General features: G+C 54.7%; 8 protein-coding genes. 1 reads left to right on the top strand and 7 read right to left on the bottom strand.

Annotated features, from left to right (window positions below):
- Window positions 1-72: 72 nt before the first annotated feature.
- Both C8N40_RS21860 and C8N40_RS21855 read right to left on the bottom strand, forming a co-directional pair.
- Window positions 73-1605, bottom strand: a complete 1533-nt coding sequence (locus tag C8N40_RS21860; RefSeq protein ID WP_108213944.1) for a RagB/SusD family nutrient uptake outer membrane protein — start codon at window positions 1603-1605, stop codon at window positions 73-75.
- Between the two features lie 20 nt (window positions 1606-1625).
- A complete protein-coding gene (locus C8N40_RS21855; RefSeq protein WP_211318165.1) occupies window positions 1626-4718 on the bottom strand; it encodes a SusC/RagA family TonB-linked outer membrane protein in 3093 nt (1030 codons plus the stop codon).
- Between the two features lie 530 nt (window positions 4719-5248).
- Between C8N40_RS21855 and C8N40_RS21850 the strand changes: the two genes are divergently transcribed.
- On the top strand, window positions 5249-8182 hold the full coding sequence (locus C8N40_RS21850) for a ligand-binding sensor domain-containing protein (protein WP_108213942.1): 2934 nt from the start codon (window positions 5249-5251) through the stop codon (window positions 8180-8182).
- Between the two features lie 133 nt (window positions 8183-8315).
- Here the strand turns inward: C8N40_RS21850 and C8N40_RS21845 are convergent, their stop codons facing one another.
- From C8N40_RS21845 to C8N40_RS21825, 5 genes are all read right to left on the bottom strand, one after another.
- Entirely contained in the window at window positions 8316-9185 is an 870-nt protein-coding gene (locus C8N40_RS21845; RefSeq protein WP_245905231.1) for a glycoside hydrolase family 16 protein, read from the bottom strand.
- A 115-nt stretch (window positions 9186-9300) separates the two neighbouring features.
- The gene (locus C8N40_RS21840; protein WP_108213940.1) at window positions 9301-10746 is read right to left on the bottom strand and encodes a PKD domain-containing protein; all 1446 of its coding nucleotides are present in this window, start codon (window positions 10744-10746) and stop codon (window positions 9301-9303) included.
- Between the two features lie 32 nt (window positions 10747-10778).
- Window positions 10779-12287: a RagB/SusD family nutrient uptake outer membrane protein gene (locus C8N40_RS21835; RefSeq protein WP_108213939.1), complete on the bottom strand. Its 1509-nt coding sequence runs from the start codon at window positions 12285-12287 to the stop codon at window positions 10779-10781.
- Window positions 12288-12305: 18 nt separating this feature from the next.
- The gene (locus C8N40_RS21830; RefSeq protein WP_108213938.1) at window positions 12306-15464 is read right to left on the bottom strand and encodes a SusC/RagA family TonB-linked outer membrane protein; all 3159 of its coding nucleotides are present in this window, start codon (window positions 15462-15464) and stop codon (window positions 12306-12308) included.
- A 543-nt stretch (window positions 15465-16007) separates the two neighbouring features.
- Window positions 16008-16970 (bottom strand): calcium/sodium antiporter, encoded by a 963-nt coding sequence (locus C8N40_RS21825; protein WP_108213968.1) that lies wholly within the window; start codon window positions 16968-16970, stop codon window positions 16008-16010.
- Between the last annotated feature and the right edge of the window lie 37 nt (window positions 16971-17007).

Raw genomic sequence — 17007 nt, 5'->3', positions numbered from 1 at the left:
ATGAACACGATAAAGACGGAGAGGGAGCTGTCATCACAGCTCCCTCTCCGTCCTTATACTTTTGTATTTTGTTTAATAGCCGGGGTTTTGCGCCAGGCCGGCTGTTCTCACATCCGTATCAGGTATAGGGAGCAGGTTGTGCTTGCCCTCCATATACCCAAGCGGCCCCAGCTCCTGCGCCGCCAGGCCCCACCGCACCAGGTCAATGTACCGGAAGCCCTCAAAAGCCAGCTCCAGCTCCCGTTCCCGCACAATGGCGTTGAACAGGTCCGTACCGGAGGTCGTTACCTCCTCCAACCCGGTTCTCTGGCGCACTTTGTTGAGTTCTTCGCGCGCCCTGGCCTCATCGCCCAGGCGGTAGTAGGCTTCGGCCGCCATCAGCAGCACATCCGCGTACCGGATTAAACGCCAGTTGGTGCCATAATTCAACTCTGCAATCGAGCCGCCTTCAGAGCTGGTCTGGTTGGAGTAGGAACCGTACTTGCGCTGGAAATAGCCCTGGTAGTCATAGGCGTTCGGTTCGCTCCAGCTGCCTCCCATTGCCTCCAACTCCTCCTCTGACATGATGGTATTGACCCTCCGCTCGGTATCGCCTGCCTCGACAAAGGCCTGGTACAGCTCGGGGCGCGGTGTGTTAAAGCCCCAGCCGCCAATCAAAGAGTCCTGCGGGGCTTTGGTGTAGAAGTCGGAGCGGGGCCCCATCAGCTGGATGTGAATGTTGCTTTCCAGGTTACGTCCGTTGCCCCAAGGAAAGTTTCCCCAGTCATAGTTGGCGTCGCTGGCGTAAGCCACCTCAAACAAAGACTCCGGCCCAAACTCTCCCTGCTGCGAGAAGACACGGCTGAATTCCGGCTCCAGGCTGTACTGGCCGGAGTTGATGACCTCGTCAAACAGCTGGGCAGCCTCTTGCCACTCCTCCTGATACAGGTGCGCCCTGCCCAGCAGGGCCTGGGCCGCTCCTTTGGCGAAGCGGAAGCGCTCACCGGCGCCGTAGGTGCTTTTCAGGGGTAGCTCGGCAATAGCCTCGGTCAAATCCTGCTCTATCTGAGCGTATACTTCCTCCCGGCTGGCCCGTTGCTGTGTGTTGTACTCGCTCTGCGGAATGTCGGCAACAATGAGCGGCACACCGCCCCAAAGCGAGACAAGGTCCAGGTAGTAGAGCGCCCGCAGTGCCTTGGCCTCTGCTATCAGGCGGCGGCGCAGGTCTGTTTCAGGGGCCACCCGGTTGATGACCTGGTTGGCCCTATAGATGCCGTAGTAGCTCATGCTCCAGGCACCCAGCACCGCATCATTCTGGGAGTCAAAGGTATAATCGTCGAGGGTTTGGTAACCGGGCTGATCCCCTGGGCCACTGCCCCCGGCATTGCTCTCATCCGATAAAAGGGTTTTGACCAGGTACATACTCGACCAGCCCCAGTTGTAGTGCGCCTGCAACATGTCGTAAGCGGCGGCCGTGGCGCGCAAGGCGTCCTCGTCTGTCTGGTAGAATTCCTCCTGCGGCAGCCTGCCGGGTATTTCTGATTCCAGGAAATCCTCTTCGCAGCCTGTAGCTATCAGCAGGGCGGCCAGGCATAGCATCGTTCTTTTAAAAATATCGTTTTTCATGGTCTTTCTTATTTAAAAGGTTAGAAGCTGAAAGTAAGGCCCACCAATGCTTTTCTGGGCACAGGATACACACCTCTGTCAATGCCCAGGCTGTTCACGTCGTTACTGCCTGCCTCTGGGTCCAGGCCGGGGTAGTCGGTGAAGGTGAAGAAGTCATCGAGCGATACATAGAACCTGGCGTTGCTCACGCTGATGCGTTCGGTGAGTGTGTTGGGCAGCGTGTAGCCCAGTTGCAGCTGCCGGATACGGGCATAGGATCCATCAAAGAGCATCAGGTCACTGTTATACACGAAGGTACTGGTGGTGTTGGGGGCAAACCAGCTGTTGGTGCTTCCCGGGCCGGTCCAGCGGTCTTCGTAGAAGAAGGCAGGCCTGTTGGCCGTCGGGCGGTCCACGCGGTTAAAGGCCAGCAGCACGTCGTTACCGGACTGGCCCTGGATAAACGCCAGAAAGTCAAAGCCCTTGTAGCTTAGCGTAATGCGGCCCCCGTACACCAGGTCGGGGTGCGGGCTGCCGATAAAGGTCTGGTCATCGGGCGAGATCTGACCATCGCCATTTACATCCACCACGATGGGGTCGCCGGGCGCGGGGGCGTAGCCGGTGATGTTGTTTTCGCTCAGGTACTGTTCTATTTCATCCTCTGTCTGGAAGATGCCCGCTGTCTTATAGCCGCGGAAGTACCAAATAGGGAAGCCCTCCTCAAAATAAGTAGCCGTCCAGCCCGTGCCAACACCTGTACCCGCGATGCGGCTAACATTCGGGTTGAGGAACGTCACCTCGTTGTCCAGCGTGGTCAGGTTCACGAAGGCCCCGTATTTGAAGGCATGCTCGTCGTTGTTGAAGCCCAATTCAAACTCCCAGCCCCGGTTTCGTACATCGCCGCCGTTCACGAAGGGCAAAACGTTTCCAATAAACCTTGGGGGCGTACCGGGGGTGATCAGGTCTTTGGTGGTCTTGACGAAGTAATCGGTGGTGAGGGTGAGCTTGTTCTGAAAGAAGCCCAGGTCGAGGCCAACGTCAAACTGCTCGCTTGTCTCCCAGGTCAGGTCCGGGTTAGCCAGCTGGGCCGGCTCTGCCACCGTGATGTAGCCGCCGTTGCCATCGGGGTAGCGGATACCCTGGGAGGTGATCACCGCAGCCCACTGCCCCAACGTCAGGTTCGACAAGCTGCCGTTCCGGCCCCAGCTGCCGCGCAGCTTCAGGTAATTCATCACGTCGGTGGCAGGAAAGAAATCCTCATTGCTCAGCACCCAGCCAACGGAAACGGAAGGGAAGGTGCCCCACTCATTACCGGGGGGCAGCAGCGAGGAACCGTCGCGCCGGATCGTCAGGTTCAAAAGGTACTTATCCATATAGTCGTAGGAAAGCCTTCCATAAAAGGACTCCAGCGTGTTCGAGGTCTCCGTTCCGGCAATCCGGTCGTTGTCATCAGGGGTGAAATCCGGGAAGGCAAAAATGTCCTTCTCTGCAAACAGGCCCGAGGAAGTGCCATTCAGCCGGTTATACTTCCGCTCCAAGGCTGATATACCGGCAAGCAGGGTAAAGTGGTGGGAGCCGATCGTGCGGTCGTAGGTGGCATAGTTCTCCCACTGCCAGGTAAACCAGTTCTCGTTTGTATCGAAGGTGCTGGCGGCGGTGTTAAGCCTTTCGGAAGAGAACCAGAAGCTCGGGCTCCAGCCATGGTTGCGCTGGAAGGCGGCATCAATGCCGAAGCGGGAAGTGAAGGTGAAGCCCTCGAAGGGGGTGATGTCGGCAAAAAGGCTGCCTACCACTTTATTCTGCACCGTTTCGCCTTTGGTAATAGCCAGCTGCGCCAGGGGGTTGCCCACCTCACCCCGGATGTATTGCGAAAGCCCGTAGTAATTCCCGGCTGCGTCCCGCACCAGTGGATGCCCCGCATCAATGGCATCCTGTACAAATGCGGGCAGAGCACCGGTATACAAGGTAGGGGTAAGTGGATCGATCAGGATGGCATTGCTGATCACCCCGCCGAACTCATCATCCTCCTGTATGCCGGTTCGCTCGAAATGGGAGTAGGAAAGCCTGTTGCCAATGTTTAGCCAGGATTTGATCTCATGGTCGGAGTTGAGACGGACAGTGAAGCGGTCGAAGCGGGACCTGTCGCCTCCCACGATGCCGTCCTGTCGGAACATGGTGCCGCTTACCAGGAAAGATGATTTCTCGCTACCCCCATTGAAGCTGACCGAGTGCCGTTGCATAGGGGCTGTCTCAAAAAGCTCATCAAGCCAGTCGGTGCCCTGCACACCCGCTACCTCAGCTGGGTCCGGTATCGTGCCTGCCGTGCTCGATTCGTTCAGGTATGCAGCATACTGCTGGGCGTTCATCAAATCCATCCTGTCCCTTACCGACTGCACCCCATACTGGCCGCTGTAGGATATGGTGGAGGGGGCTCCTTTATTCCCTGTTATGGTTCTGATAATCACGACCCCGTTAGCACCCTCGGCGCCATAGATGGCGGCAGAGGCAGCATCCTTGAGTACCTCTATAGAGGCTATCTCGTTGGGGTCCAGGTATTCAATTCCTCCCGTCCGCATGCCATCCACAATGTAGAGTGGCTCCGCATTGCCGTTAGAGCCAGTGCCGCGCACTCTCACCCGCATGCCGCTGCCCGGGGAGCCGGAGGCAGGCAGCACAGTAACTCCGGCAGTTCTTCCCTGCAAGGCCTGCTCTACCCTGGTGGAGGAGACGGTGGCTATTTCCTCCTGCCGTACCGAAGAGATGGCGCCGGTAACCAAACTTTTCTGCTGCGTTCCATAGCCTACTACCACTACCTCTTCGAGTGCCTCAGCATCAGGGACGAGCGAAACGTTTATGGTTGACCTGTTGCCTACCGGAATCTGCTGCGTCTGGTAGCCGATGAAAGAGAAAACGAGCGTGCCTTCTCCGCCAGGTACAGCCAAGGTATAATTGCCGTCGGCATCCGAAGAAGTGCCCCGCGAGGTGCCCTGCAGCATGACTGTCACACCTGGCAAACCGCTCCCTTTTTCATCTGTCACACGCCCGGTGACAGTCACATCAGCCGTTTGCTGAATCAGTGGCGCAGGCATAGACCAGGCTTCTGTGTAAGTAGCGGCACTTACACAGACAGCCATTGTTATGCAGCCGATTGCTGAATAGAATTTTGTCTTCATAGATAGGATTTAAAATGGTGATACTTTAATAAGGTCTTCCCCGCAGTTCTACAACAACACATCCTTAGTACTTGGCCGGCTTCATGGGTGAGCCGGCGACCGGGTCCTGACAGGCGGGCCTGATATCCTTTCTTGCCATAAAAACGCTGGAAGCAGGCACAAGCACAGGGCTTTGTGCGCGTCAGAAAGCAGGGTACAGGCTAAGGTCAGGGACGGTTTGGCATGCCTCTTTTAATAGCTTTGAACTTGGGCATGTACCAATTTTTAGTCCTATAGTTTTACGATTGACTTTTGTAAAGGATTACAATATACTTGGATAATTATAAGCCCGGATGCAGGCTCAAAGTAGAATAATCTGACGTGATGTATTTTTAAGATATCCTATAGAAATATATTTTTATTTATTTTTAACTTTTGGGTTCAGCGAGGCTAGCAACTCCTAAATTAGAAGGACGCATGCTTACAGGTAAGGTAAACACAGGAGGGGTTAAATGAGAAAGTATATTGCAGTGGTGGTGTACGTGCTACTGGTGTGTTATCCTGTACTGGCCCAGGTAAAGGACGAGGGGATTCCTTTTATCCGGAATTATGGGCAGAAAGAGTATAATGCCTCGGCCCAGAACTGGGCAGCGGTGCAGGACCACCGCGGGGTGATGTATTTCGGCAACAACTACGGGGTGCTGGAGTATGACGGCAACAACTGGCGCGTCATTATACTTCCCAACCGCACCATTGCCCGCTCCCTGGCTATTGGCAAGGACGGCACTATTTACGTGGGCGGACAGAACGACTTCGGCTACCTGAGCCCCAACCGCCAGGGGCTTATGGAGTTTGTGTCGTTAAAGGACCAGATTCCGGAAGCAGACCGCTCATTTGATGATGTCTGGAAAACCTATGTCACGAGCGACGGCGTGTACTTTTGCACCGTGCAGGCCATCTATCACCTCCGAAACGACAAGTTTCAGGTATACCGGCTGCCGGAGTTGCCCTGGGGTTTTCCGTTTTATGTCCGCAACACGCTGTATGTGCCGGTGCCGGAGAAAGGGCTCTATGAGATAAGCGCCGGCAAAATGACCCTCATCCCCAACAGCGATGTGCTCAAGGGCTACACCATCACGGGCATTCTGCCGCACCACAAGGCTGGCATGCTGCTGGTAACCAACCAGGGCAAGCTCTTCGCCTACGATGGCTATAACCACTTTACGGCATGGAAATTACCCGTGAGCCCTTTTCTGGAGGAGGCCCGGATAAACACTGTCATGTCCTTCTCCAACGGGCTGGCGTTTGGCACGGCGCACAACGGCCTGCTGCTCACCGATAAGGATGGCACGCCGCGGCAGCACCTCAACATCGAGAAGGGGCTGCAGAACAACACTGTCCGCAGCATTTACGAGGACGACGCGGGAAACCTCTGGCTGGGGCTCAACAACGGCATCAGCTATGTGGAGACGAACTCTGCCTTTACCCATTTCAACGCCTATAGCGGGCTGCCGGGCACAGCCTATACCTCGATGCTCGACAGCGGCAAAGTATACCTGGGCACCAGCGACGGGCTATACTTTAAGCAGTGGTCTAAAGGCGAAAATCCTATTCAGCCGGCTCCTTTCCGGCTGGTAGAGCATACACAGGGGCAAGTATACAACCTCCAGAAAATACGCGACCGGCTGCTGCTCGCTCACCACGAAGGGCCTTACCAGGTAAAAAACGGTGTTGCCGAACGGTTGTCCGATCACCGGGGCGCCTGGCTGTTCCTGCCCTTAAAATCCCACCCCGATTACCTGCTGTGCGGTACCTACAATGGGCTGCTGCTCTATAAATTTGAGGGGGATAACCTGAAATTCGTGCGCACCATTGAGGGGTTCAGCGAGTCCTCCCGGGTGATGGAGGAGGATGAAGCCGGAAATATCTGGATTGCCCACGGCTACAAGGGGATTTACAAGTTAAAGCTCTCTGACGACCTGAGCAGGGCGGCCAGGGTGGATTTTTACGGACAGGCAAGCGGTTTTCCTTCCAACATCTTCATCAACGTATTTAAGATAAACGGTGAGTTGGTGTTTACCGGAGAACGGGGCGTCTTTACCTATAACAAGCGCACAGACAAGTTTGAGGTGCACCCGGTGTTCAGCAAGCTGTTTGCGCCCGATGTGCATATCCGGAAACTGGTGGAGGACGCGGACGGGCATATATGGTTCTCAGCCGGAAAAGAGGTAGGGGTGTTGAAGAAAAAGGCTAACGGCAGCTTTGAGGTAGAGAAAAACATATTTAACAAGCTATACGACAAGCTGGTAGGAGGCTTTGAGCATATCGCGCACTACGACCGGGCCAATATGTTAATCGGTACCGACGAAGGCTTTGTGCACTACCATCCCACTTTCCGGCAAACTGAAAGTACAGACCATACTTTCCATACCTTGATCAGGCAGGTTAGCGCCACGGACGGGGCCACAGATTCGCTCATCTCGGGCGGGGATTTCCTGCACCAGGGGCAGTTGTCCATCAGCCAGCCAGCCGGGCTAAGGCCGGAGCTCCCCTATACTTTCAATTCGGTGAAGTTTACCTACAGCGGTGTCACCTTCCTGGACAATGACCACGTGCAGTATCAGTTCATGCTGGAGGGCTTCGACCGAAACTGGTCCGGGTGGGGGACATCCAAGCAAAAAGAGTATACCAACCTGCCGGAGGGGACCTATACTTTTAAAGTAAAAGCCCGCGATGTGTATGGCCATGAGAGCGGGGAAACCGCCTATACTTTTACCATTCTGCCGGCCTGGTACAGCACCTATTGGGCCAAAGCCGTGTACCTTCTGCTAGGCCTGCTGGCCATCTGGTTGCTAAAGCGGTTGATAGACCGCCGGGTGCGCCTGCAGCAGGGACAGTTGCGGGAGGAGCAGGAAAAAGCCCTTCGCCTGAAAGAGGCCGCCTACATAGAAGAGGTGCTGAAGGCCGAGAAAGAGGTTATCCGGCTGAATAACGAAAAGCTGGAGAGCGAGCTGGAGCACAAGAGCAAGGAATTGGCTTCTTCGGCCATGCACGTGATGCAAAGCCTGGAGACGATAGACAAGGTGCGGGGGCAGCTGCAGACGGTGATGGAGCAGGTAGAGGACAGGCAGGCGCTGCACCAGCTACGCAAGGTACTTCGCTCCGTGGAAGAAGACATCAAAGTTGAGAACAACTGGGATCAGTTTGAGCTGCATTTCAACCAGCTGCACCAGGGTTTCCTCAAGCGGCTGCGCCACGACTTCCCCGACCTCACCCACCGGGACATTAAGCTCTGTGCCTACCTGCGCATGAACCTGACAAGCAAGGAAATCGCCTCGCTGCTGAACCTGTCGCTACGGGGCGTGGAAACCAGCCGCTATAGGCTGCGGAAGAAGCTGAACCTGGAGCAGGAGGTAAACCTGACGGAGTTTATACTCAAATATTAACCTATAAAAAAGGCCCGGCTAAGTTACCGGGCCTTTCGCTTTGTCTAAAATTTACCTTGTAAGCTGCAGAAGCAAAGTATAAGCAGGCGGAGGAGTAAAAGATATTCTCCTAAAGTATAGCAAGCGCTGTGCCTTACCCTTCAATCAGTTTGTAGACGCGCACATAATCCACTTCCATACTTTGCGGGTAAACGGTAGGGTCCACACCCTGAGCGCCTCCCCAGTTGCCACCAACCGCGATGTTGAGCAGCAGGTGAAAGCGCTTATCAAATGGCCAGGAGGCAAAGCCTTTGCCCTCGTTGATAAACTCAAATACTTTTTCGTCATCAATGAAGCCCTTGATGGAGTAAGGAGTCCAGTCCACGCGGTAATTGTGGAAAGCGGTGCTGGCGGTGGGCACTATTTTGCTTTTGCCTTTCTGGGTGCCTTTGCCGTGGTTATAGTCCTCGGTATGCACTGTGATGTGCACGTTGTTCTGGTCATAGCCCACGTGCTCCATAATATCTATCTCACCGGATTTTGGCCAGCCCCCGTAGGCCCAGTCGGTTGGCAGCATCCAGATAGCCGGCCAGGTGCCTTTTCCGGTCGGCAGCTTTGCCCGCACCTCTATTCTGCCATACAAAAAGTCGCCTTTGTTTTTGGTGACAAGCCTGGCCGAAGTATACTCCATGCCGCCTTCGTTCTCTTTGCGGGCAGTGATGGTAAGCACACCGTTGGCCACGCTGGCGTTGGCGGCTTTATCAGTGTAATACTGCAGCTCGTTGTTCCCCCAACCATGGCCGCCTGTATCGTAGCCCCATTTCTTGGGGTCTGGAGCGCCTGTGTAATCGAACTCATCCGCCCAGACTGGTGTGGCCTCGAATTTCCAGTTTTTGTCGACCGGGGCCGTAGGAGTGGCTATATAGGGTTTGGGTTCGTCTTTCTGGCTACAGGCCGCATAAGAGAACACCGTGCCGCAGGCAATCAGGGCCAGCAGCATCTGTTTTATTCCTAGCAATAACATATACTTTGTGGCTTTTAGCAGGCATGGCAAAGCGATTGTCTCCCTGCAGTTCAACTTTATACTTTGAGATGAAAGTATGGCCCGAATGTCGGCCGGGCCATACTTTTTTAAAGGCTTACTCCAGTCTGAAATCGTCCAGGAAGAAGATGCCGGGGATAAAGTTGCCCTCGCCGCCTGCCTGTATCACGATTCTGTCCAGGTCTTTTCTGTTGATGGTTTCGGCGGCTCCGAAGTCAAAGGTCAGCTCTACCCACTCGTTCAGCTTGTCCACTTGCTGCTTTACCTCCACCTGGTTTGCCCAGGGTTGCGAGGAGGTACCATCCTGCAGCTTGATGGAAACCTGTTTGAGCAGGCGCGGGTTAGCCCATGTTTCTCCCTCGGCCGTCTCAAAATCATTGTAGCCCGGGATGAACACCTTTATCTTGAACACATGGCGCTCGCGCAAATCCAGCTTATGCTCAAAGTCGGTGAACATGTTAGCGAACTCATACTGCTGGCCTGCCTGCTTCACATACATGGCTACCTTCGCAGACTTGTTTATCGGGAACGGAGCCGGGTTGTCATAGCTTTCGTTGAGCAGCAGGTTCTCGGTTTTCCATACCACATTTCCGTTCGTGTCGAAGTCGTCGTAGATGTCGGTGATTTTGTAAGGCTTTTCCTCTACCGGCCGGGTGTAGCCTTTCGGCACGAAGCGGTAGAACCACGCATTACCCGGAACCCCTTTCTGCCCGCTCATCAGGTACATCTCATTCTCCGACAGGGCAAGGATTCTATACTTGGAAACGCCCACATAGTAGGATAAAAAGCCACTGTTTGAGATAGTCAGGTACTTAACACCGTTATCTTCGGTGATGCTCCAACTCAGGTTGGTCGGTGGCGTGTAAGATACGGTCACGTCTTCAGAGGCTCCGGAGGCTCCCCCAATCTCAGTTGCATAATCCTTGTTGGCGTAAGTATCACCGTTGTTCTTGTACGTATAGGAGAAGCCTTCCAGTTTAAAGGTCATCTCGTCATCATACATGCCAACCCCGGCTTTTTCGTTCGCACCGGCAGCCCACCAATTAGGGGATGGGTTCGTTGCCACGTTCTCACCCACACCCAGGTGGCCGCGGAAGTCTTTCTCCATCACCCAGGTCTTGCCATTTGCAGCCTCCGCGCCACCGGTCAGGAAGTTGTAGTCCTCCCGGTCCAGCATCGACACGTCCGTTTCGGCGATATGGATAACCTGCGAGCTTTTGGCGTACCCGCCGCTGGTGAAAACTGTCAGCGTTACAGTATAATCACCTTCCACCGCGAACGCGCCCTGCACCTGGTCGCCTTCCGCGGCGCCCCCGTTGCCAAAGTCCCAGATGGCCTTGAAAGCTCCGGGTGTCTCATTCCGGAAGTTGATGATGTTTGCGTTGTCTGCGGTCGGCGTTGCCGTGAACTTCACCATCTCGGCGGTTGGGGCAGGAGCCAGTTCCTTGTCTGATGACTCGGGCGTACAGGCCGAAAAAGCACCTGTCAGCAGCACCGCCATCAGCAGGACGTAAAAATTGTTTATGAAAATGCTATGTCTCATAATTTCTTGCTTTTAAAGTAATTGCCTAAGGCCTATCTGTACTCAGGGTTCTGCACCAGCTTGGTGTTGTTGAGCTCTGCCTGCGGGATAGGCAGCACCTCATGCTTGCCGGCCACAAAGCCGAACGGGGCAAGTATAGAAGCAGCCCTGCCGGTGCGTATCAGGTCGTGCCAGCGGTGGCCTTCAGTGGCCAGTTCCAGGCGACGCTCTTTGTAAATGTTCTCCAGCGTGGCAGGCACTGCAGCCAGGCCTACACGGGCCCGCACGGCGTTAAGCAGCTCTGCGGCACGGCCGGCGTCTCCACCTCCCTGCAACAATGCCTCAGCCTCCATCAGGTACGTATCCGCCAGACGAATCTCGATGTAGTTGTTAGGCCAGTTGAGCAGCGGTTCGCCGCCACCGGTGGTTTTCCACTCCACTTTTGGCGCATACTTCTCTACAAAATAACCGGTGTTCTGGTAACCCTTTTCGTAGGTGGCGAGGCCGGCCTGCTCCAGGCTGTCGATGTTGGCAACGGTATACTTGTAGCGTGGGTCGCCTTTCAGGGCATTCACCAGGTCCAGGGTAAGCGGGTTAAAGCCCCAGCCTGCCACATAGGTCGGGCCGGCGTAACCCCTCGGGCCAAACATGGTCACAGCCACGTTGCCCTCGAAATTCGGCCAGCTACCCCAGTCGGCATTTGCCTGGGTTGTATGCCCAATCTCCAGAATGGACTCGCTGTGGTACTTGTTGGTTGGACGGAAGATGTCGCCGAAGTTATCCAGTAGCTTGTAGCCGTACTGGCTTGTGCCGCCGGGCGTGCCATTCACGTCTGCCAGTTGGGTGGCTGCTTCGCGCCACTTTTGCTGATAAAGGTATACTTTGCCCAGCAGCGCCTTGGCCGTACCCTGCGTAGCGCGACCGCCTTCAGCGGCTGCAGACACGGTCATGGGCAGGTCCGGAATGGCTTCCGTCAGGTCTTTCTCTATCTGGGTGTATACCTGGTCCGGGCCTACCTGCTCTACATTGTATATCTGGTCGGTGGAAAGTGAGGCCGTAAAGAGCGGCACATTGCGGAATAAGCGCACCAATTCAAAGTAGTAATAGGCTCTCAGGAACTTGGCCTCCGCTGCATAACGCGCGGAGGTTACGTTGTCCAGGCCGGGGATGCCACCCTGCACTTTCTCGAGCAGGGTGTTCGAGCGGGACACGCCGGTGAAGTTCCTGTTCCAGTACTCGCCCTGCGGACCGATGGCCGGGTCCAAGGTATAATTGTTCCATACTTGCCAGGTGTTCATGTCCGAGGAGCCACCGCCACCGGCATAGGCGTCGTCGGAAGCGGCGTTGATGGCACCAATGTTATGGTAGGTGCCTCCGGCCTCCCAACCCATCGGGTCGTAGGCTGCCACCACGCCGGCAAAGGCCTGTTCAGGGTTGGCATAGTAGTTTGATTCCAGCACGGTGCCCCGCGGGTCTACCTCCAGAAACTCTTTTTCGCAGGAGCTGAGCAGGGGTAAAGCCAGTGCAGCTACAGCCAGGTAATGTATATAGGTACGTTTCATGTTGTCTCTTCTAAAAAGTTAAAATCCGATGTTAACACCCACCATAAAAGAGCGCGCCTGCGGATAGAAGGCTCTGTCGATGCCAAAAATGCTGCCGCCAATCTCGGGGTCATAGCCGGTGTAGTTGGTGAAGGTGATTAGATTGTTGCTGCTCACGTACACGCGCGCCTTCTGCATGGAAATCTTTGAGGTAAGCGAGCTTGGCAAAGTATAACCCAGCTGCAGGGTCTTGATGCGGAAGTAGTCGCCGTCCTCCAGCATGAAGTCGGAAGGGTTGGTGAAGTTGCGGTTATCGTCTGCAGTAGTCAGCCTTGGGTACTCGTTCGTGCTGCCCTCGCCTGTCCAGCGGCCCAGAGCTGCCTGTTGCCAGTTCGCATTCGGAATGTCGAGGCGGCGAAGGCCCTGGAAGATCTGGTTGCCGGCCGCGCCCTGTCCGAAAATCAGCAGGTCGAAGTTCTTATAGTTGGCTGTGAAGTTGATGCCAAACGTCCAGTCCGGAAGCGGCTTTCCAATAAAGGTGCGGTCGTCGCCGTTTATCTGCCCGTCGCCGTTCTGGTCTACCCAGCGGAAATCTCCCGGTTTAGCATCCGGTTGTATCACTCTGCCTTCGGAGTTTTTGTAGCTCTGTACTTCTTCCTCGTTCTGGAAAATGCCGTTGGTGCGGAAACCGTAGAAAGCGCCGTAAGACTGCCCAACCGCCATGCGGGTGAGCGGGTAAGACAGGTTCTGAATGTTCTCACCGCCCTCCAGGAACTCCTTGCCATCACCCAAGTAGGTAATCTCGTTCTGCAGGTAGGAAACGTTGCCGCTCACCCTGAAGTTGAACTCGCCGATCTGCTGGCCGTAGCCCAGTTCCAGCTCCACGCCGCGGTTTTCCATGTCGGCCACGTTGCCCCACGGTCTGCCGGTGGCGCCTACGTAACCAGGCAGGTCTATCTGCTGCAGAATGCCGGAAGTTTTCTTGTTGTACCAGTCGAAGGTCAGGGTCCAGTTCTGGAACAGGTTGGTCTCGAAGCCGATATTGGTCTGGGTCGTTTCCTCCCAGCGCAGGTCCGGGTTGGCAGGGGCATCCGGGCTGTAGCCAATCAGGTAGATATCGTTGCCGAACGTATAGTTACGGCCCGGGCCTACGGTAGAGATGTAGCGGAAATCACCCAGCGCATCGTTGCCCACCACCCCGTAAGAACCTCTGATTTTGAGGAAGTTCACTACATCATTGCTTGGCCAGAAGTTTTCGTTGGAGGCCACCCACCCGATGGAGGCGGATGGGAAGTAGCCATACTTGTTGTTGGTGCCAAAGCGGGAGGAGCCGTCGCGGCGGATAATACCGGTAAACAAATATTTCTCGTCGTAGTCATACACCACGCGCCCGAACAGCGAGCTCACGGTATGGTCTATGCCTTCGTAGGCGTCGGAAGAGCGGTTGGCGGTCGGCACTTTCAGGTTAAAGGAAGCCTCATCAAACGTCTTGGCCGGAATGTTGGTAAAGGAGATGGAAATACCACTGGTATGGCTGTCGCGGTAGGCGCCCTGTCCTGCCAATAGGGTAAAGTTGTGCTTGTCTATCGAGCGGGTATAGGAGAGGATGTTCTCTATATTATAGTCAAAGGTCTTGTGCCTGTCGCGGTTAAAGGCCGTTTGCGTGCTCTGCGTGGAAGCGTTCAGGTAGTAGATAGGGCGGAAGCTCTCGCCACCCCAGTAGGCCAGTTTAGTACCTACTGTAGAGCGGAACTTCAGTCCTTTAATTGGCTCCAACTCCGCGAACACGTTCCCCACGATGTTGTCGGACCAGCCGTGGTTACCCAGCTGCGTCTGAATGTAGGCCAGTGGGTTTGTCATCTCCTGCTGCACTGTGGTAGAGATGCCATAAGGATAGCCTTGCGGGCTCCATACCGTTGGCTGCCTGTTATACACGCTGCTTGGGTCGTTGATGATGGCCGGGTCTGTGATCAGCACAGGCGTGGTGGGGTCCAAATTGATGGCTGAGCTGAGCGGTCCGCCGAACTCGGTGTTAGGGTTCAGGCTGCCCTGGCTCTTGATGTGTGAGTAGCCCAGGTTTTGCCCCACTGTCAGCCAGCTGGCTATTTTATGATTAGAATTGAGGCGAACGTTGTGGCGCTTGTAGTTGGATATCTCGCTGGTAACGATGCCTTCCTGGTCCAGGTAGCCATAAGACATGAAGAAAGTCGATTTATCTCCGCCGCCGCTAATGCTAAACTCATGGTTCTGAATGCGGGCGTCGTCGTTAAACACATACTCCTGCCAGTCGGTGCCCTCGCCAAGTGATCTGGGGTCCTGGTACACAATGCCGCCGCCACCATTCACCGAGGCCTCATTACGTAGCGTGGCATACTCTGTCGCGTTGAGCAGGTCCAGCTTTCTGGCCGGGGCCTGTGTACCCAGGTAGCCGTTATAGTTCACGTTGATAGCGCCAGACTTGCCGCGCTTGGTGGTTACAAGTATAACCCCCGTAGCGGCACGGGCACCGTAAATGGCGGCAGAGGCCGCATCCTTGAGCACCTCAATCGATTCGATGTCGGCCTGGTTAAGGTAATCGATCCCACCGTTTACTACCACGCCATCTACAACATACAGCGGATCGTTGCTGTTCAGGGTGGTGATGCCGCGCACGCGCACGGTGGCCGCTGCACCCGGAGCGCCAGAGTTACTGGCAACGGTTACACCGGTTGTGCGGCCCTGCAGCGCCTGCTCCACCCTCGTAATCTGCTGGTTCTCCAAATCTGTGGACTTTACGCTGCTGATAGCGCCTGTTACCACACTCTTTTTCTGCGTGCCGTAGCCTACCACCACTACTTCTTCGAGTGCCTTGGCGTCTGGCACCAGCGATATCTGGAAGGCGGACTGGTTGTTTATCTGCACTTCCTGGGAGAGGTAGCCGATGAAAGAGAACACCAGCGTTCCGTTTGCGTCCGGCACGGATAGGGAGAAATTGCCGTTTGCGTCCGTGGTTGTGCCTCTCGTAGTCCCTTTCAGCACCACCGTTACGCCCGGAAGGCCCATGCCATTCTCATCCGACACTTTTCCGGTGAGGGTGTTTGCCTGGGTAGCTTCGAGGGGCAAAGGCTGTAGCCCTAGGGTGCCGCCTGCCGCTACTGCGGAGGTAAAACTGGCAGCCAGGGTGATACAGCCCAGTGCTGTGTATAGTTTTCTTCTCATACAAAATGTTATTAGGTGAAATAAAAATGATAGGTTGTTTTGTCTCGTCGTGATTAATCAATTACTGATTTCCACAAAATGCACCCCAAAATCTGTCGTATAACATCGGGTACTTTTATGTGTCAAAGATGAATTAATTACAGGGGCAATCAAATCGGATCCAAAAGAAGTAGCTACAGTTTTGCTACGCTACCACTACGTCACGACTACTTCACTTCTGTGGTTTAAAGTGTTAGTATCTTGATGGTCAGTTGATTGTATGTTGCTGGTGTGCAGTAGCATTTTACTACCCACAGAAACAGAAGGGGAGGGGCTGAGCGCTGAATGAAGTATAAAAGCGCCGGGCCAGCAAAGTATAAAAGGCCGGAAGCAAAGGAGCTGAGTAGACCTTGAGGAAAGCTGGTCCAGGGAGGTAGAGGGGCTAAGCCTTTCTTGAGAATGGCTTGCAGAATGGGCAAGCTGGAGGGTGGTTGTGGAGTATAAACGAGCAAGCCCCTCATTGCATGAAAAGGGGCTTGCTCGTTTATACTTATGTGTCTGGATTTAGCCTCTCATTACGAGGTAAGTGATGTAGGCAAAGTATACCAGTAGGAATACTATACCATTGAGCCGATCAATGGCATTGCGCCTTCCAATGGGCAGCGCAAGTACAAGCATTGCGCTTGCCAGGATCATCATCACAATGTCTGAATTGTTCATTACATTGAAGGGTAGTGGCGTAATAAGGGCGCTGATGCCCAGGATCCAGAGCAGGTTGAAAATGTTAGAGCCCACCACGTTGCCAACGGCAATATCGATATTGCGGCGGTAAGCAGCCATCGCAGAGGTTACAAGTTCCGGAAGCGAGGTGCCAATGGCCACGATCGTTAGGCCAATGAATGATTCGCTCAGCCCAAATGATTGCGCGATGTGCACGGCTCCGTCCACCACCCAGGTGCCACCCAAAAACAGGCCTCCTGCCCCCAGCAGGATGAAAAATATTGATTTCCAGATAGGCATCAGCACTGCGTCGTCCTCCACCACCACCTCGTCCTTGTTGGTTCTGGCCACGTGGTAGATATAAATCATGAACATCGCAAAGAAACCCAGCAGTATAGCGCCGTCGAGGCGGCTGATGTATAGGTCGTACCGGTTGTTGAACAGGGTAGCATTAGCCAGGAAGCCCACCAGCAGGGTGGCAATCAGGGAAAAAGGGATCTCTGTGAGCACAGTAGCCCGCTTGATGGGCAGGGGGCATATGATGGCGGTAACCCCAAGTATAAGCAGGAGGTTGGCTACGTTGCTGCCAAATACGTTGCCGATGGCTAATTCGGGTTGGCCTTCCATACTGGCGAGGATGTTAACGATGAGTTCCGGAAGCGAGGTGCCGAAGGAAACGATCGTCAGGCCTACGACCATGTCGGATAAGCCGTAGCGCTTGGCAATGGAAGAAGCTCCATCCACCAGGATGTCGGCCCCTTTAATGAGGAGGACAAAGCCGATGAAGAAGAGAAAGTACAGCAGCATAATGAAGTTTATTTTTTGGATACGTGTGGATACGTAT

This window comes from Pontibacter mucosus, from assembly GCF_003054055.1.
Taxonomy (GTDB): domain Bacteria; phylum Bacteroidota; class Bacteroidia; order Cytophagales; family Hymenobacteraceae; genus Pontibacter; species Pontibacter mucosus.
The sequence above is the reverse complement of the archived record's forward strand: the minus strand, read 5'-3'. Positions and strand labels throughout refer to the sequence as shown.